This is a genomic window from Longimicrobium sp., from assembly GCF_048594345.1.
In the GTDB taxonomy this organism is placed as follows: domain Bacteria; phylum Gemmatimonadota; class Gemmatimonadetes; order Longimicrobiales; family Longimicrobiaceae; genus Longimicrobium.
On record NZ_JBMDXM010000249.1, the window covers coordinates 1 to 17,368 of the forward strand.

Annotated in this window: 16 protein-coding genes and 2 pseudogenes; 8 read left to right on the forward strand and 10 right to left on the reverse strand. The window is 67.7% G+C overall.

Annotation, left to right across the window (positions count from 1 at the left end; genetic code table 11):
* Window positions 1-58: 58 nt before the first annotated feature.
* The 3 genes from ACOJUJ_RS26480 to ACOJUJ_RS26490 are packed head-to-tail and all read right to left on the reverse strand — an operon-like array spanning window position 59 to window position 2,583.
* Window positions 59-331, reverse strand: coding sequence for a hypothetical protein (locus ACOJUJ_RS26480; protein ID WP_420129941.1), 273 nt, complete (start codon window positions 329-331; stop codon window positions 59-61).
* A 54-nt stretch (window positions 332-385) separates the two neighbouring features.
* The gene (locus ACOJUJ_RS26485; protein ID WP_420129942.1) at window positions 386-1,486 is read right to left on the reverse strand and encodes a dienelactone hydrolase family protein; all 1,101 of its coding nucleotides are present in this window, start codon (window positions 1,484-1,486) and stop codon (window positions 386-388) included.
* Window positions 1,483-2,583 (reverse strand): quinone-dependent dihydroorotate dehydrogenase, encoded by a 1,101-nt coding sequence (locus ACOJUJ_RS26490; protein WP_420129943.1) that lies wholly within the window; start codon window positions 2,581-2,583, stop codon window positions 1,483-1,485. The genes ACOJUJ_RS26485 and ACOJUJ_RS26490 overlap by 4 nt, the downstream gene beginning before the upstream one ends.
* A gap of 310 nt (window positions 2,584-2,893) precedes the next feature.
* Between ACOJUJ_RS26490 and ACOJUJ_RS26495 the strand changes: the two genes are divergently transcribed.
* Window positions 2,894-3,460 (forward strand): hypothetical protein, encoded by a 567-nt coding sequence (locus ACOJUJ_RS26495; RefSeq protein ID WP_420129944.1) that lies wholly within the window; start codon window positions 2,894-2,896, stop codon window positions 3,458-3,460.
* Window positions 3,461-3,676: 216 nt separating this feature from the next.
* Here ACOJUJ_RS26495 and ACOJUJ_RS26500 read toward each other — a convergent pair whose 3' ends face one another.
* The 4 genes from ACOJUJ_RS26500 to ACOJUJ_RS26515 form a co-directional block, all read right to left on the reverse strand.
* Entirely contained in the window at window positions 3,677-4,084 is a 408-nt protein-coding gene (locus ACOJUJ_RS26500) for a hypothetical protein (RefSeq protein WP_420129945.1), read from the reverse strand.
* 238 nt (window positions 4,085-4,322) lie between these two features.
* Entirely contained in the window at window positions 4,323-4,457 is a 135-nt protein-coding gene (locus ACOJUJ_RS26505) for a hypothetical protein (RefSeq protein WP_420129946.1), read from the reverse strand.
* Between the two features lie 94 nt (window positions 4,458-4,551).
* Complete coding sequence (locus tag ACOJUJ_RS26510; RefSeq protein WP_420129947.1) at window positions 4,552-5,016, reverse strand: DUF1801 domain-containing protein; 465 nt, start codon at window positions 5,014-5,016, stop codon at window positions 4,552-4,554.
* A gap of 96 nt (window positions 5,017-5,112) precedes the next feature.
* Window positions 5,113-5,616, reverse strand: a complete 504-nt coding sequence (locus ACOJUJ_RS26515) for a helix-turn-helix transcriptional regulator (RefSeq protein ID WP_420129948.1) — start codon at window positions 5,614-5,616, stop codon at window positions 5,113-5,115.
* Between the two features lie 973 nt (window positions 5,617-6,589).
* Between ACOJUJ_RS26515 and ACOJUJ_RS26520 the strand changes: the two are divergent.
* Window positions 6,590-6,889: pseudogene (locus ACOJUJ_RS26520) on the forward strand (LURP-one-related family protein); the annotation flags it as partial.
* Window positions 6,890-7,139: 250 nt separating this feature from the next.
* A complete protein-coding gene (locus ACOJUJ_RS26525; protein WP_420129949.1) occupies window positions 7,140-8,555 on the forward strand; it encodes a hypothetical protein in 1,416 nt (471 codons plus the stop codon).
* Window positions 8,556-8,633: 78 nt separating this feature from the next.
* Here ACOJUJ_RS26525 and ACOJUJ_RS26530 read toward each other — a convergent pair whose 3' ends face one another.
* A complete protein-coding gene (locus tag ACOJUJ_RS26530; RefSeq protein ID WP_420129950.1) occupies window positions 8,634-10,583 on the reverse strand; it encodes an ATP-dependent metallopeptidase FtsH/Yme1/Tma family protein in 1,950 nt (649 codons plus the stop codon).
* 648 nt (window positions 10,584-11,231) lie between these two features.
* On the opposite strand from ACOJUJ_RS26530, the gene ACOJUJ_RS26535 reads away from it, so the two are divergent.
* The 5 genes from ACOJUJ_RS26535 (at window position 11,232) to ACOJUJ_RS26555 (ending at window position 15,538) form a co-directional block, all read left to right on the forward strand.
* Window positions 11,232-12,470 (forward strand): acetyl-CoA C-acetyltransferase, encoded by a 1,239-nt coding sequence (locus ACOJUJ_RS26535; RefSeq protein ID WP_420129951.1) that lies wholly within the window; start codon window positions 11,232-11,234, stop codon window positions 12,468-12,470.
* A gap of 91 nt (window positions 12,471-12,561) precedes the next feature.
* Window positions 12,562-13,470 carry a hypothetical protein gene (locus tag ACOJUJ_RS26540; RefSeq protein WP_420129952.1) on the forward strand — a complete coding sequence of 303 codons (909 nt, stop codon included), beginning with the start codon at window positions 12,562-12,564 and terminating at the stop codon, window positions 13,468-13,470.
* A 66-nt stretch (window positions 13,471-13,536) separates the two neighbouring features.
* Window positions 13,537-14,421 carry a 3-hydroxyacyl-CoA dehydrogenase family protein gene (locus tag ACOJUJ_RS26545; RefSeq protein ID WP_420129953.1) on the forward strand — a complete coding sequence of 295 codons (885 nt, stop codon included), beginning with the start codon at window positions 13,537-13,539 and terminating at the stop codon, window positions 14,419-14,421.
* Window positions 14,422-14,597: 176 nt separating this feature from the next.
* Window positions 14,598-15,083 (forward strand): DUF4365 domain-containing protein, encoded by a 486-nt coding sequence (locus ACOJUJ_RS26550; RefSeq protein ID WP_420129954.1) that lies wholly within the window; start codon window positions 14,598-14,600, stop codon window positions 15,081-15,083.
* A complete protein-coding gene (locus ACOJUJ_RS26555) occupies window positions 15,080-15,538 on the forward strand; it encodes a DUF4365 domain-containing protein (RefSeq protein ID WP_420129955.1) in 459 nt (152 codons plus the stop codon). Before ACOJUJ_RS26550 ends, ACOJUJ_RS26555 begins: the two co-directional genes overlap by 4 nt.
* Window positions 15,539-15,768: 230 nt before the next feature.
* On the opposite strand, the gene ACOJUJ_RS26560 is transcribed toward ACOJUJ_RS26555, so the two are convergent.
* Window positions 15,769-16,455, reverse strand: coding sequence for a phosphatase PAP2 family protein (locus ACOJUJ_RS26560; RefSeq protein ID WP_420129956.1), 687 nt, complete (start codon window positions 16,453-16,455; stop codon window positions 15,769-15,771).
* Between the two features lie 130 nt (window positions 16,456-16,585).
* Window positions 16,586-17,368 (reverse strand): annotated as a pseudogene (locus ACOJUJ_RS26565) (hypothetical protein); the annotation flags it as partial.

Sequence of the window (17,368 nt, forward strand, 5' to 3'; positions counted from 1 at the left end):
CACCCATGTCGTGTATTCGAGGGTACGCGGACGGATGGTTGCTTCGACACCACCCATCCTACCGCTGCTCAAGAACATGCGACATGGGTTCTTTCTTTGTATGACCCTGAGGTCTGGTTTCTGGTGAATAACCGAGGATGACGCGCGCGAGCAGGGGCTCGGGCGCGACTTTTTGCGTGCCTTTCGCGCCGGCACCGACGTCCTTCGGCGCAATCCCCTGCTCTATCAGGTGGTGTTCGAAGAGATGCGCCGCGTGCTTCTGCGGCGCTTTCCGTACGGCGTCTGCTATGAAATCCACGGCTCTGACGTGGTCGTTCTCGGATGCATGCATGAAGCGCGTGATCCGGATGAATGGCAGCAGCGCGCCACGCCAACGCTAACCTGATCACATCGCGCCCAGCGCGTCGTTCAGCAGGCGGATGAACTGGGCGGTTTCGCGGACGCGGTCCAGCGGGTGCATCCAGCCGGCGTGCGCGGAGTGGGCGAACAGGCCCGTGATGGTGACGGAAGGGGTGACGGTTGAGGGGAGAAGCGTCCGCAGGCGCAGCGTTTCGGTGTAGGGGATCAGCCGGTCGGCGCGGCCGTGGGACAGGATGATGCGGCCGCGGATGGCGGGGAGCAGCGCCTGCGGATCCAGCCCGGGAAAGCGCTCCATCATCGCCTCGGCCAGGGCGTCGGCAAGGCGGCGGGCGGCGTCCAGGTCCGCGGGGATGGTCCCCGTCGGCGGCGCGAGCAGGTCCCACACGTCCGCGCTCGCGGGCGAAAGGCGGCCGCGGATCTCGCGCTTGAACTCGTCGTATTCCGCGTCCCACGCCATCACGCCGCGGCGCCCCGCCTCCAACGCCAGCTCGTGCGCGGCGGCTCGCACGTCCTCCATCCCCTCGAATCCGGGTACGTCCGTCAGAAAGTTGGCGGCCAGCATCCACCGGCCATAGGGATCGGGGTCGATGGATTCGCCCGCGCCCTCCCATTCGTGCTCGCCGGTAAAGGTGCAGCGCACCATCCGCCGCACGTCGCAGTATCCTCCGAACGCCACGACGGCGCGCAGGTCGCGCTGCACCCGCGGATCGGCGGCGGCCATCAGCGCGTGTGTGGCGCCAAAGGAGAAGCCGACCGTCCCCACGCCACCGGGGCGCACCTCCGGCCGCTGGGCCAGAAACCGCGCGCCGGCGACGATGCTGTCCCGCGCGCCGTCCAGGTCCAGCCGCAGCTCGCGCCAGGCGGGGACGTCCGGCACCAGCACCACCGCGCCCGACGCCGCCAGCGAGCGCACGAAGCGCTTCATCGCCTTGTGGTGGCGGCCGGGGACGGTCAGGCCGTGCAGCACCACCCAGCCGGGCGCGGGGCGGGGGCGGCGCGGCAGGTACAGCGTGGCCTCGCGGCGCTCGCCGTTCACCTCGATGTGCGTCTCGTGCTCGGTGACGGGGCCGGCGCCGCCGCGCAGGTACGCGCGCAGAAAGCGGGCGGTGCGAAGCGTCGGGATCATCGGTGCGCCGACCCCACGGCCTCGTCCAGCGAGCGCATCCCTTCGCGCCGCAGCCGGTGCGCCAGCCCGCGGTTGATCTCCCGCGCGATGCCGAACCCGCGGTAGATGAAGCCCGTCCACACCTGCACCAGCCCCGCGCCCGCCCGCACCATCCGCCACGCGTCGTCCGCGCCAAAGATGCCGCCCACGCCCACGATCGGAAGGCGGCCGCCCGTCGTGCGATGGACCAGGGAAACCACTTCCACGGCGCGCCGGTGGACCGGCGTGCCGCTGATGCCGCCGGCGCCCATCTGCTCCACCTCCGCGGCGGAGGTGCGCAGCCCGTCGCGCGAGACGGTCGTGTTCGTCGCGATCAGGCCGGCGACGCCCTCTTCCAGCGCGATCCCGGCGGCTTCTTCCACCTGCGGATCGGTAAGGTCGGGGGCGATCTTGAGCAGCATGGGCCTGGGCGCCTGGCCGCGCGCGGTGGCGAGTTCCGCGGCCCGGGCGCGCAGGGCGCGCAAAAGCTCGCGGAGCGGCGCGGCGTCCTGCAGCTGCCGCAGCCCCGGCGTGTTGGGCGAGCTGACGTTCACGGCCAGGTACGCGGCGAACGGCTCCAGCAGTTCCAGGCTGCGCAGGTAGTCGGCGGCCGCATCCTCCAGCGCCGCCGCCTTGCTCTTGCCGATGTTGATCCCCAGCACCGGCTCGATCGGCGTGCCCCGCAGCCGCGCCGCCACCGCCTCCGCGCCGGGGTTGTTGAACCCCATCCGGTTGAGCACCGCCCCGTCTGCGGGGAGGCGAAAGAGGCGCGGCTGCGGATTTCCCGGCTGCGCCAGCGCCGTAACCGTGCCGATCTCCACGAACCCGAAGCCCAGCGCCCCCAGCGCGTTGAACGACTCGCCCGCCTTGTCGAACCCCGCCGCCATGCCGACGGGGTTCGGAAAGCGGATGCCGAAGCGCTCCACCGTCAGCGCGGGATCGCGCACCTCCAGCAGCGCGCGGGCGGCGGCGCGCTGCGGCGGCGTGAGCATGGCCGCGTGCAGCGCCGCCGTGCCCGCGCGGTGCGCCGGCTCCGGGGGAAGCGAAAAGAGCAGGGGGCGGAGCAGGTCGTAGAGCATCAGGCGCGGGCGGGGCGGTGTGAAGGCGTGGACGCGTGGTGTGCGTCCGGCCTTTGCGCGGGCGGCGAAGCTTAGGCGCGGCGCAGGGCAGGGGCAAGGCGCGCGGCGGTGTCCACCCGGGCGGATCGGCCGTGTCCAGCCGCGCGGACGGACCCGGGGATCACGGACTGCCGGGAATCGGCTCCAAGCGTTTCCCTCGCAGCGGGTTGGCACATGAGGGCGCAATGGGTGCCGTCCTTGCCTTCGTCGGCGCCGGCCGTCCATTCCGGCGGCCAGCCGCACCGATCACGTCCATCGCCCCGATCTACGCATGAAGACACGCATCCTCCTGGCGGCGCTCCCGCTCGCCGTCTTCTCCGCCGCCTGCGACAACGACCCCTCGGGGCCGGGTGAGACGGAGAACAAGAGCCAGGTCGCCATTTCCTACAGCGGCGGCGTCTCCGGCAGCTTCGCCGTCGAGGGCGAGTACGTTCCGGGCACCGCCCCCAACACGCAGGCCTTCGCGATCGCCATCCCGCAGTCGGATGGCTCGCTGGAGGTGAACGCCTACCGCCAGCGCGGCGGTGCGCGCTTCGACATCGCCAGCATCACCCTTCCCAATCCGGCGGTGGGGCAGCGGACGGTGGAACTCTGCCCCGGCGAAACGTGCAGTTCCGTGTCGCTGGGGCTGGACATCGGCCAGTCACACGGCTCGGAGGCGGCGCAAACCTGCCACCTGCGGACGGGCACCGTAACCGTCACCGCACTTTCGGCGACGCGCGTTTCCGGCACCGTCTCGGGGAGTGGCTTCTGCCTGCAGCGCGGGGGCGGGGACGAGCTGCCGTTCCAGATCAGCTCCGGCACCTTCTCCGTCGACGTGTTCCAGCAGTCACTGTAGCCGCCCGTCGCTTGCGGATAGACAGAAAGGAGCCTGTGCGCGCATCTTGATGCAGCGCCAGCCGCTGATTCGGGAGTGGCGTGAAAGGGCGTGCGTGGGCGGTACGAACGAGGACGCGGAGCCGGTTGGGCGCCGCGTCCTCTCTGCTTGCCGGGCCAAGCCGTCGGCCATCCGGAAAGGAAACGGCCGCCGCACATGAACGAACGTCCCTGACCTTTACGGCCTGGGCGGGCCGTACGTCGCCAGCGTAACGACGATGATCGCGACAACCGCCCCTACGGCCGAAAGCACCACCACGCCGACCGTGCCCCACCCGTTGGGCCGGCGGAACTCCACGCCGATGACTTCGTCGCGATGCACGGCGATCCGCCGGCGCGCACTCAGACGGGCCTTTCCCAGGCCCACCACGCTGTCGCCGTGCACCTGAATGTCGCGCAGGACCAGGTGCCCGGGCTGCGCGGCGGAGTCGCCAGGAGCCGGACGCAGAATGAGGCGCGCGGTGCCCAGCACCAGCGAATCTCCCTGTGGGCGCGGCGGCGGCACCGGCGCGGCGTGCCAGTGCATGCACCCGGACGCCAGGATTGCGACCAGCGGGAGGAGCACGAGAAAACGGGTTTTCATCATCCACATGGGTGCGGGAAGCGGCACGTCGGGGCGGGATGCAGGGTCAGCGCCCTGGGTCCCGGTTTCCGCGGTGTCTGCGCGCTTCGTTCCACGCGCGGGGACAGCACTCGCCCGATCTGGTACATCGTCGCAATCACGCTGATCTCGTTCAGCCGCGTTTCGGAGCACAAAAAGAAGAGCCCGGACGCGCATCACCGCGCGTCCGGGCTCCTCGTCTTATCGCGAGACCAGCGGTGGGTCAATGCGCGTTGTAAGCCCAGAAGAAGGAGATGGCGGCCACGATTGCCAGGAACACCAGCGCCAGCCCCAGCCCGGTAAAGGCGGCGTTCAGCGTGGAGCGGGCTTCAGGATCTTCGCGATATCCCATCTTCAAATCTCTCGGTCGGTAGCGGCGGCGCTCGTCACGGTTCGTCAGGCGGGAATTTCCACCTTCGCGGCCCGTTGCACAAGTCCCCCCGCGCCGCGGTTCACGCGCGTGCCGCCGCGGCGTCCGCGCGGGCCTTCTCGTGCTGGACGATGTATTCGCGGGGCGGGGTGCTGGCGATCAGCTGGCTGATCACGTCCAGCGGCAGGTCTTCCAGCTTCTTGAAGCGCAGGCACGATTTGCCCATGTCCAGCTTTTTCCCGGCCTTTTTGAACTCGTCGCGCAGCCACTGCCCCTGCGCCGGGTCCTGGTACGGCGTGGACACGTACAGCGCGTAGTAGTTCTTCTGCGCGGCCAGGGCGGCGTAGCCCAGCGGCTGGCCGTTGTAGGTGTCGGGATAGTCCTCCAGCGGTATGCCCCAGACGATCATCCCGTACCCCATCCCCTCCCGGTACCCGGCCGGGAGGTTGCGCACCACCACGTCGCGCACGGCGGACACCACCGCGCGGCGATCTTCCGGCAACTCCCGCAGATACTCATCGACCGTCGCGGCATTGCTGCTGGCCATGGATGAACCGAGGAAGAAGGTGGAGAGGCCGCCGTCTGATACCCGTAACTTTACCGAAGACGGACGGCGAGCGCAAGAAGGTTCTGCCGTCGGCGATCAGGACGCGGCGGGCTTGGCCTCCGCCGAATCCGCGCCGTCGCGGGCGGCGGCCTCGGGGTTCTTTCGCGGCGGGCGGTTTCTGACCTTGCCCCTCCAGACGTACTCGGAGTTCACCTTGTAAAAGACCGAGCGGCCCATCTTCTCCTGGCTGGGCGCCAGGATCTTCTTCTCGATCAGCTTCTTGACGGCTCGCGACACGCGGCTCTTGTCCATCCCCAGCTTGGCGACCACCTCGCTCTGGCTTATGCGGACGTGGTTCTCGTACTCCATCCGCCCCAGAAAGTAAAACAGGACCCTGCAGGCGTCGTGGGTAAGCTTCTGCTGGGCCAGGAGGACGAACGCCGCCTGAAGGCCCATGAAAAAGCCCTCCCCCAGCTTGCGTCGTCGCGGCACCAGCATGGGCAGCGCGTCCATCACCTCGCCGGTTTCCTTGTCCACCAGCCCGTACTTGCGGCTGTCCTGCCACGTTGGGCCCGTTTCTCCGCGGTTTTCCTGAGCCAAATCCCCCTCCACGCCGGTTTCGAAATCGGTGTTGTGCGATTTTCAACCAAGCTACCTCCGGCGTCGCATGGGATGCAACAGGTGTTGCGGAATGCGCCAACACCGATGATCCGCAAATCATTTCCGTTAAACGACTTGCCAGACGGTTATCTATGGTCTTTTCTGGTGCAGGGACACGGGCACTCTGGCGCACTTCAACTGCGGCAACCCCAGGGGGAGAAAAGAGGGGGTGAGGTCAAGGTTCGATCTGCCCCCGGAAAGGAAGAACCGGAACGGGTGAAGGTCGTGGGCCTCGGCAGTCCTCACTCAACCCAGGTGGTTCCGATGAACGCTCCCGCACCCAAGCCCGATCCCCGCCAGAAGCACCGCCAGTCGCGCTGCCATCGCTGCAAAGCGGTGGTCGACAGCCGCCAGCACCCGCTACACCGCGGCCCCCGCGGCTGCGGCTGGATTCTCTGCCCATGCGGCGGCTGCGGCTGCAACTACCGCCGAAGCCGGCCAGCGGGCTGAACGAAACGGACGCCCGGGCGGTTCCCGCCGCCCGGGCCCGGCTTCGGGAGAACACGGACGTGCACGCGAGTGGATCGCACGGGCGGCACCGGCTGGACAAAGGGTTGCGGCGGATGCGGGTCAGTCCGCCGCCGCTCCGGCCGGCTCCGCGGGCTCGGTGGCGCGCTCCGCGGCGCTGAAGGTGGCGCTTCCCGCCCGAGGAGGAGATGGCGAGCTTGAAGTCCAGCGCCACGTTTCGAAAGCGGTCGGCGCTCGCGGACGGGATGGCGACGTGAGTGCCGAGTGGCGGATGGCCGGCCAGGGGGCGCTGCACCAATGGCGCCGCATCGGGTCCGGCTCGGTGCTTGCCCCCGAGTCCGCTCTGGGACGGCCGACGGAACCCGAAACCGGATGATGACAATGGCACGCTACAGGATGCGCCAGCACCTGATTTCGCTGGGCGAAGACTTCACCATGCGAAGACCGCAAGGCGTACCTCGCCCCCTTCGGCGACCGCTTCACCATTGACGTGGAGGAAGGGGAAGACCTCCGGGTGAAGGGCGACCTGTTGGACCACGAGTACGAGATCCGCCGCGACGGGCGCACCGTGGCGAGCGTGTCGAAGAAGTGGTTTACGCTCACCGACACCTACGGCATCACCGTCGATGCAGGCGAGGACGAGGGGCTGATCCTGGGCCGTGGTGGCTCTGGACGAGATGGTGAACGATCCCAGCGAGGGAAAATGATTCAATTCATCCACCGGCTCGTCTCATTTCCGCACTGAAACGTCTGTCACGATCATGCGCGGAGTGGATTCTGATGCAGATACCGGAGATATGAGAGCATGCAGAGATTCAGGATTTCTCCTTTGCGTCCCAGGTTCATTCGTGTATTGCGCGCCCAACATGAGCGCGCGGAAGCGCCTCAGGAGACAAAAACCTTTGACGCCAAGGCTCGTAGCTCATTAGATTTGTGTTCTGCTACATCTTTCCGCTTTACATGCCCTTGGCAACCGCAGTATCGAGGATCATGACATGTCTGAGCCGCTCCTGTTTATCAGTCACAAGCACTCCGACCAGCAGATAGCCGAAGTTCTCGCCGACTTCATCGCTGAACGCAGCAACAACAAGATTCAGATCCACCTATCGTGCAATCCCGAGTTCCAGGGCCCCAAGTACGGGCAGAACCTGAACGCGCAGTTGCGAAACTCACTTTGGCACACGGACGTTTTACTGCTGGTGTATACGGACGCAGACCAGGACTGGTCGTACTGCATGTGGGAATGCGGTGTCGCCACGCATCCCAACAGCCAGAACACCAACATGGTAGTCTTCCAGTGCGGGCGGGATGTGCCAGCACCGTTTCAGGACGTGCTGCGGGTGAACGTCCATGAGTTCGCGGACGTCAAGCGGTTCACTAAGCAACTGTTTCGCGATGAAGGCTTCTTTCCCAGCCTGCAGAGTGCGCTGGCGCCAGGGTTCAAGGAAGAGTTCGTCCACAACGCGGCAACCGCTCTGCATGAGTCATTGAAGCGGGTGGTACCGCGTGTAGGGGGCGTCGAGGAGTGGTCGGCGTGGCCTGCCTTGAAGGTAGAGCTTCCCTGGGCCGAGGTAGACGACATCGAGCAAGCATCCGAAGCGGAGCGCCTTGCGCTGGCGAACCGCGCCATTCGCGAACACGCGGTCATCGTCGAGGGCGACGTACGAACCGCGCAGATCTTTGGACGTGCAGCATTTTCAAAACGGACTCCCTTCTACAATCTTGTTCGGTACTGGCTGGAGAAGTACCCGGACGCGGAGCCTGCCTGGTTCGACTCTTGTTGCGAGCAGATTGCCACGGGTGCCAAGCAGGGCTTTCCTGTAATTCGCTGGACTCCGATCCGGGAAGTAGGGGGTGACACGGAGTTCACGCCCGTGCTGAGCCGTATCCGAAGGTCGCCGTTCACCGGGAGCGTGCAGTTCGACTTGTACTTCTACGACCTCGCCGATCCGCGGGCCATTCCCGTCGAGCGGCAGATGATCCCCATCGGAAAATTCTACTATAAGCTGCTCGGCGAAATCACGCCTGAAGATGTGAAGCTGATGGACCTTGTGCAGGAACTGGAAGATCGAGGCCTTAACCGAGTGCCGATCCTCACGGCCGAGGAGCACCCGCTGTACATCATTCACCGTAGCATGATCGAGAAGCACATTGTGGCCAGTCTGAAGGCGCCCTTGCCAGGCAAAGGGCCGCAGGACCTCACCCTGGCCGACTTGCTGGCACATCAAGGGATGCGCGACCTCTTTGAGAACGGGTTCGTCGCGGTCAAGAAGAACGCAACGCTGGCGGAGGCCAAGAGTGCCATGGTCGCACGCCCAGGGTGCAGCGACGTCTTCGTCACCACCGGCGGCACGCGCACCGAGTCAGTAGTGGGGTGGCTGACGAACGTCGACATCGTTCGAGGCACCTGACCGGAGGCACAGGGCACAACGGAACTACGGCTCCTTGTTTCCGGGTGCCGCTTCCGTTCATCCGCGAACTGCACACCATCAGGCCGCCGCGGCCTCGCCGGGGATCAGCGGGGCGGTGATGGCCTCGTCCAGCCAGGACGGGCGCGTCATCCCCGCCTCGTCCATGATGCCGACGGCCTCGTCACCCTCCACCGTCTCGCGCTCCAGCAGCGCCACCGCCAGCGCCGCCAGCGCCTCGCGGTTCTCGGCGATCACCTCGCGGGTGCGGGCGTACAGGCGGGCGAGGATGCCCTGCACCTCGCGGTCCATCCGCGCATGCGCCTCGGGGCTCAGGCTGCCCATCTCGCCGTCGTGGATCAGCAGCCCCGTCTCGTGCCCCATCCCCAGCTGGTACACCATCTTGCGGGCGATTCCGTTCACCTGCTGCAGGTCGCTCTGCGCGCCGCTGGTGATGGCCCCGGCGCCAAAGACCAGTTCCTCGGCCGCGCGGCCGGCCAGCCCCTTCATGATCAGCGCCTCCAGGTAGCTGCGCCGATACAGGTACCGGTCGTCGCTGGGCGAAAAGTAGGCGACGCCCATCGCCTGCCCGCGCGGCTGGATGGTTACCTTGTGCAGCCCGTCCTCCGGCGCGCACAGCACGCCCACCAGCGCGTGGCCCGCCTCGTGGTACGCCACCGTGGCGCGCTCCGCGTCCAGCGCGCGAAAGCCCGGGCGCTCCTTGCCCAGCAGCATACGGTCGCGCGCCGCGTCCAGGTGCTCCCAGCGCACCGCGGGCTCGCCGGTGCGGGCGGCGTTGATGGCGGCCTCGTTCAGCAGGTTGGCCAGCTCCGCGCCCGTGCTTCCCGGCGTAAGCCGCGCCAGGCGGCCCAGGTCCACCTCTTCGTGCAGCGGAATGCCCCGGCGGCCCACGTGCAGCCGCAGGATGTCCTCGCGCCCCGACGACGTGGGCGGCGACACGTTTACCGTGCGGTCGAAGCGGCCGGGACGCCGCAGCGCCTCGTCCAGGTCGTCCGGCCGGTTGGTGGCGGCGATGACGACCACGCCGTCCAGCGGATCGAAGCCGTCCATCTCCACCAGCAGCTGGTTGAGCGTACGGTCGTCCTCGTTGTGGCTGCGATTGCGGCCGCGCTTGCCGCCCAGCGCGTCGATCTCGTCGATGAAGATTACGCCGCCCTTTTTGCGCGCCCGCTTGAAGAGCGTCTTGAGCCGGTGCGCGCCCATGCCGACCAGGAAGCCGGTGACCTCGGAGCCGGAGATGGAGAAGAACGGCACCCCCGCCTCGCCCGCCACCGCGCGCGCCAGCAGCGTCTTTCCGGTCCCCGGCGGGCCCACCAGGAGCGCGCCCTTGGGGATACGGGCGCCCAGCCTGGCGAACCGCTCCGGCGCGCGGAGAAAGTCCACCATCTCACGCAGCTCTTCCGCCGCGCCCTGCGTGCCCGCCACGTCCTGAAAGGTGATGTCGCTGGCGCCGGTGCCGCCCAGCTCCGTTTCGCCGTTGCCGTTGCGCACGTGGCGGATGAGGACGTACCCCACGCCGATGAGCAGCGCCAGCTGGATGAGCAGGCCAAGCACGCCGCGCGGCGTGGTGCGGCCGGGCGCGTTCTCCAGCGTAAGCGTAACGCCGGCGGCCTCGGCGCGCGCGGCCAGCCCGTCGATCTCCTTGAGCGGATACGAAACGATGAAGTCGTGGTCCGCGCCGTTGGCGTCACCCGCGGCACCGGCCCATTCGCCCAGCACCACGTCGCCGGGGCGGACGACCAGCGATTCCACGCGGTTCGCGCTGATAGCCGACAGCATCTCGCTGTACGCGATGTGCGGCGGGTGCGGCCCGCGCGCGGCCACCCACGCCCACACCCCCGCGGCGATCGCGAGCGCGACCAGCGCGCCAGCACCGATGCGTACGGCGCGCGAGGTGAGGAGCCCGTCCAGCTTGCGGTCGGGAAGGGGCTTGCCGGTGGAGACGCCGCTCCGGGGCGCGGCGGGTTCCTTGGGCTGCGGAGCGGGACGGTCGGAGAGCGGAAGTGACATGTGGGACTGCGAAAACGAGAGAAACGCCGGCCCGGGGCACTGCCCGGCGGCGGCGATGTTGATTGCGATCGTCCGTGAACTGCCGCACCAGGTACGCCTGGGGGTGCGTACAAGTTCCTGCGCGGCAGTGAGTTGGAAGATAACGACGAGTGCGTCGGGGCGGGAGTGGGCCTCATCGGCTCGCCGTCAAAGTCGAGCGGCATGAAGGCGTCTGGTGCGCTTCGGCAGGCTCCGCGCACGCCCCCTCCGGGCGAGCACCACTCGCCCACCTCCCCCGAAACTGCCGGGGGAGGTTGATGGGGGGCAGGGGTGTGGGCTGTTTCGGCATTCCGACTGCGCCCGCTGGGGGCCCTCACCCGCTCGCTCAGGCTCGCACCCTCTCCCGCAAGCGGGAGCGGTATAAACTGCACGTGCACGGGTGTGATCCTGACGCAGCACGATCGAGTTCTCCCCTCTCCACGACGAACGTGCGGGGAGGGGCCCCAGCCGCCGCGATCCGACGTCATCCGTAACACGCATCCCGATCCACATCCCCTGAACCCCGCTCATCCCTCCACAGGGCGGAAATCCGCTTGACGCAACGACCTCCGTCCGGTATTCTGCCCCGTTTCCCATCCGCCATCACCGACGCACAGGGTTGATCCGCATATGGCAACGCAGGGCAATGAGACGGACGTCGTCTTCCTCTCCGCAAAGCGCACGGGGATGGGCACCTTTGGCGGCTCGCTGAAGGACTTCAGCGCCACCGACCTGGGGGTGTTCGCCGCCAAGGCCGCGCTCGCCGAGAGCGGCGTCCCCGCCCAAGAGGTGGGCCACGTCGTCTTTGGCAACGCGCTGCAGACTTCCAGCGACGCCATCTACCTGGCGCGCCACATCGGCCTGCGGGCCGGGCTGCCCATGGACACGCCGGCGCTCACGCTCAACCGCCTGTGCGGCAGCGGCTTCCAAGCCATCGTTTCGGGTGCCATGGAGATCATGCTGGGCGAGGCCGAGGTGGCGCTGTGCGGCGGCACCGAGAGCATGAGCCAGGCACCCCACGTGATCCGCGGCGCCCGCTGGGGCGACCAGCGGCTGGGGCCCGCCGGCAAGTTCTACGAGGACCTGCTGTGGGAGGCGCTCACCGACACGTTTGCCGGCTGCAGCATGGCGGTGACGGCCGAGAACCTGGCCGACAAGTACGGCATTACCCGCGAGCAGGTGGACGAGTACGCCTTCCGCTCGCAGCAGCTGGCCGGCGTGGCGTGCGAGCAAAAGCGCTTCGACGCCGAGATCACCCCCATCACCCTCAAGAGCCGCAAGGGCGAAACGCAGTTTGCCTGCGACGAGCACATGCGGCCCGAAACCACGATGGAGTCGCTGGGCAAGCTCAAGCCGTACTTCAAGGAGGGCGGCACGGTGACGGCCGGCAACGCGTCGGGGATCGGCGACGGCGGCGCGGCGGTGATGATCGCGAGCGCGGCCTACGCGCAGCGCAACGGCCTGCAGCCCATCGGCCGGCTGGTGAGCTGGGGGATCGCGGGCGTGGAGCCCAAGCACATGGGCATCGGCCCCGCACCCGCGTCGCGCGCGGCGCTCAAGCGCGCGGGAATGGACGTGGGCCAGATGGACCTGGTGGAGGTGAACGAGGCCTTTGCGTCGCAGTACTGCGCGGTGGAAAAGGAGCTGGGGCTGGACCGCGAGCGCACCAACGTGTCCGGCGGCGCCATTGCCATGAGCCACCCGCTGGGGATGAGCGGCGCGCGCATCACCGTGCACCTTCTCCACGAGCTGCGGCGCCAGGGCAAGCAGTTTGGCCTGGGCACCGCCTGCATCGGCGGCGGGCAGGGGATCGCGCTGGTGGTCGAGGCTTTCCCGGCCGCCGGCGAGCAGGCGATCGCGGCGGATTGAAACGAGAGTGCCCGGGATCAAGTACCACGTGCACGGAAGCGTTAGATTCCGGGTACTGGGCACGTGAACCTGGGCACTTGATCCTCCTCCCATGACCGACTCCAGCGGATCTTCGGACGGCGGGCTTCCCGCCAAACCGCCAGCACCCGGCGGCGGGCTGCCGGCGCGCCGCCTCAGCTCGCAGGAGCTGGAGGCGGTCATTCGCCGCGCCGTGGAGATCCAGTCCGCCGCCGGCACCCCCGACGAGGGGATCTCCGAGGGCGAGGTCATCCGCATCGGGCAGGAGCTGGGGCTGGACCCGGTCACCGTGCGCCGCGCCATCACCGACGTGCGCGGGCAGGCACCGGCGGAGCGCGGGCTGTTGGCCAGGGCCATGGGCCCCGGCAGCATCCGCGCGGCGCGCACCGTGCGCCGTCCCGCGGCCGCGGTGGGGCTGCTGCTGGAGGAGTACCTGCTCAAGTGCGAGTACATGCTGGTGCAGCGGCGCTTTGCCGACCGCACCCGCTACGTGCGCGGCACCGGCGTGGCGGCGGTGATGGGGCGCGCCGCCCGCAAGTTCGGGGCGTCGCACGCGGCCATGGACCTGGCGCAGCTGGACGTGTCCGTGGCCGCGCTGGACGCGGAGAGCTGCCTGGTGGAGGTCACGGTAGATACGGCCGGCACGCGCGCGGGGCTGGCGGCCGGCGCGGCGGCGGTGGGCGGCGGCGGAGCGGTGGCCATCGCGGCGGCGGTGCTGGCCACGCCCATCATCGACCCGCTGGCCCTGCTGGGCCTGCCCACGCTGCTGGGCTCGTGGGCCGGGTTCCGCGGCATCTACGGCGCCACGCAGCGCTCCACGCAGGACAAGCTGGAAAGCTTTCTGGACCGGCTGCAGCACAACGAGCTCAACGTCCCCGCGCCGCGCACGCCGCCTTGGGGCGGCGGCGGGTTCAGCGTGGGCGGCGGCTGGGGCGGCATCCGCATCGGCCCCGGCGGCCCGCCGCGCGACGGGCGGCGGTAGGCACCGGCGGACGCGTTTTTTCGATCGAACCAACACCTACTGAGTTCATCTGAACGGAGACATCCGATGGCGGAGATCAAGCGGGTCGGCGTGCTGGGGTGCGGGCTGATGGGCAGCGGCATCGCGCAGGTGGCGGCGGCCGCGGGCTACGAGACGCTGGTGCGCGAGGTGAGCGACGAGCTGTGCCAGCGCGGCATCGGCGGCATCGGCAAGCAGCTGGGCAAGGCGGTGGAGAAGGGCAAGCTGGCCGCCGAAGAGCGCGACGCCATCGTGGGCCGCCTCAAGGGCACCACCAGCCTGGAAGACCTGAAGGACTGCGACATCATCATCGAGGCGGTGGTGGAGGACCTTGCGGTCAAGAACCAGATGTGGCAGACGCTGGACGCCGTCTGCGGCCCCGAGACCATCTTCGCCAGTAACACCTCGTCACTGACGATCGCCGACATGGCGGCGGCGACGAAGCGGCCGGAGCGGATGGTGGGGCTGCACTTCTTCAACCCCGTGCCGGTGATGAAGCTGGTGGAGGTGGTCAAGACCATCGCCACCGATCCCGCCGTGTTCGACACCGCCTTCGCGTTCGCCAGGTCGCTGGGCAAGGAGCCCATCGTCTGCAAGGACAACTCGGGCTTCGTCGTCAACCTGCTGCTGGTGCCGTACATGATGGACGCCATCCGCGCGCTGTCGGAGGGCGTGGCGACCATCGAGGACATCGACAAGGGGATGCAGCTGGGCACCGGCTACCCGATGGGCCCGTTCGTGCTGAGCGACTTCGTTGGCCTGGATACGCTCGACAAGATCGGCGGCATCATGTTCGACGAGTACAAGGAGAAGCGCTACGCGTCTCCGCCGCTGCTCAAGCGCATGGTCAGCCTGGGCTACTTCGGCCGCAAGAGCGGCAAGGGCTTCTACGACTACTCCGGCGAAAAGCCGGTCCCCATGCCGCTGGTGTGATCGGCGGATCGGCTGGATGACGACGAGGGGCGCCGCGGGTTGCGGCGCCCCTTTCTCGAAGTTTGGCTGTAACTTGCGTACGTTTGTTCGTGCTCGCATGTTTGCTCCCGGACCGTTGCCGGCACGGCAGGCGTGTGCCGACCAGAATTTACGCGTTGGGGTTTGGGGTCGGCGCCATGGTGGTGGAACTGCGGGATGTCATTGGGGATCGTGGCGAGATGCTGGCTGAGCTTCGACTTACCGATTACAGCGCGTTTGAGAAGCCGCTGTTCCGTCCCGGGTTTTTGGGCGACAAGTGGCCGGCTATCGACCTTTACGTGGAACTGAACTCCGTTCGCGGCAAGCGGCCGTATTTCTTTGCGCAGGTGAAGTCTACCGCCTCGCCCCTGCCCTCTGAATCGACGCACCTCCATATCTCCTCGCGCAAGCGGGATATAGAGCGGCTTCTGCGGATTCCGGGTCCTACGTATATTCTGGGCGTGCACGAACCGTCTGGCCGCGTGTTCATACGGTCCGTCCATGCGGGGATGCCCGTTCAGGCAGTCACCCGGATTCCCGTCGCAAACGAGCTGACGAGCACGAACCTTGAAGCGCTTCACCGCGAAGTGCGAGATTTCTGGGCCGCCAATGACCACAAACCTGCAGCTTCTGTATTCGCATGACTGATCGACAGAAAGCCGAGCTGCTGGGTCGCAGGGGAGAGCTCCTGGCTGAGCTGTTCCTGCAGGATCTGGGTGCGGAGTTCGTAGCCCGGCCCACGGCAGACCTGGGCTACGATTTTTTCGTTGGCTTCAACAACCGAGAGGGTGGCGTCAACATCGCGGCGGTGGAGGTTAAGACTACGGAGCGGCCGGTTCAGCAGCGATTCCCGTTGTCGAGACAGCTGTTCCGGCGCCTGGCATACTCGAATATCCCGGTGCTGCTTCTGGTGGCCAACGTAAAGGAAAACCGGCTGTTCTACGCGCTTCCGGGCACGTTCTCGGCCGTTGCCGAATCTGGCGCGAACACCGTGTCCGTTCCCGTGGTGGCGGTCGATCACACGACTAAGGAGGAACTGCGCCACCTTCTTATCACCCAGACCGTTCCTTCTGCCGCGGGCGCAGAGAGCTTGGCGTAAACGCTGCGCACGGGTTGATCTCCGGTTGGAGCAAAGGGTGCCGCGGGTCGCGGCGCCCTTTCGTGTCTGTGGGCCGTGATCCGCGCGGACTCCGAATTGAACAGTTCCCTTAGACCTGCTCTCAGCGTGGCTACGATGTGCTGATCGGACGTACTTGCCTCGATGGCATGAGCGGCTGATCGACAGAATCGAGCGTACCCGCGGCACCTCCTCGCGCGCATGGAAGCACGTCAGGCGTCCTCTTGCTCCTCCCACCCTTCGCGGACTACTTCGTACACTGCGGCGCAGGCGGCGGCGAGGGAGAGGGCGGCCAGGTAGCCGCCCAGCACGTCCGACGCCCAGTGCTTCTCCACCAGCACCCGGCCACCGGCCGTGGCCAGCGGTACCGCCGCCGCCACCGCGGCCGCGGTGCCCGGACGCGCGATGCCCTCGCGCGCCGCCACGTACGCGGCGGTGAACGCCACCGCGCCCGGGCCAAACGCGTGGCCGCTGGGGAATACGGGCTTGTTGCGCGGATGGCCGGGCGGTGCCGGCGGCTGGGGCAGCACCTCGTCAAACGCGGGGTTCAGCGCGGTCGCCACGATACCGGCCAGCATCACGGCGCCCGCGCCCGTCCGCCGCGAGCGCGAGTCGCGCTCGCCCGGCGCGTGCAGCAGCCACGCGGACGCGGCGAGCGCGGCGGGGACGTACGTCCACCACTTGCCCACGGGCGAAACGGTCTCAGCGGCGTCGCGCGCGGGATGGTCCCGCGGGGCGCGCGTGCGCCTGCGCACGGCCTCGTCCACCTTCGCCGTCTCGCGATGGGCCGCGGCCAACGCCAGCCGGCTGAACCCCGCCGCCGCCACTGCCGCCACGCCGGCGAGCGCAAGCGCGTGCCGCGCGGCTTCTCTCCCGCTCGTCTCTCGATCTGTGCTCATGCTTTGGGGGCGTTGCGACTTCTGAGCCATCCGGGGTCAGATCAGGTGGAGAACGACAGGGGGCGCCGCAACCTGCGGCGCCCCTTTGCTTCTGTGGCTCTCTGCCCGGCGTTCCGATCGCCGCGTCAGGTCACTGGGGCTGCACGCTGCCCACGGGTCCGCCGGTTACCAGGGATTTGCGAATGAGCCTGGCGTTGGCCACGCTGGAGCTATAGCCCGGGCAGTTGGCGGTCCGGGTGCTTTCGACGACTACGTAACCCGCGGGGATCGGCGAATTGGAGCACACCACCTCTTCGTTGCCCGGCAGCTTGATGGTGTACGCGTTCACCTGGCTCACGGTGGTATACCGGCAGTCCGAACGCCAGTTGCCGCCGATGATCACCCACCCGGCCGGGATCGGTGAGTTTTCGCACACCTGCTGCGGCGACATGGGCTGCGCGATGATCCGGGCGTTGTAATCAACCGCATTGTAGCGGACGCAGGGGGAGTAGTTCAGATAGCCGATCACCACCCAGTTGTCCGGCATCGTCGAGATGTCGCAAATCACCTCGGGCGAGGCGGGGCGCTTGATGGTCTTGGAGTTGTACTGCGAGTTTCCCGACGCGCAGTGTGCCAGCGACTGTACCCCAACCACCACCCACCCCGCCGGGATCGGTGAGTTGGTGCATACCGTTTCTGGCGAGTCGGGAACCCGGATCACGTACTGGTTGGCCGGAAGGCCGTTGTCGGGGCAGTTCGGGTTGTGCTGCATGGCTACGATGACGAATCCGTATAACCCTCGGTTATTCACCAGAAACCAGACCTCAGGGTCATACAAAGAAAGAACCCATGTCGCATGTTCTTGAGCAGCGGTAGGATGGGTGGTGTCGAAGCAACCATCCGTCCGCGTACCCTCGAATACACGACATGGGTG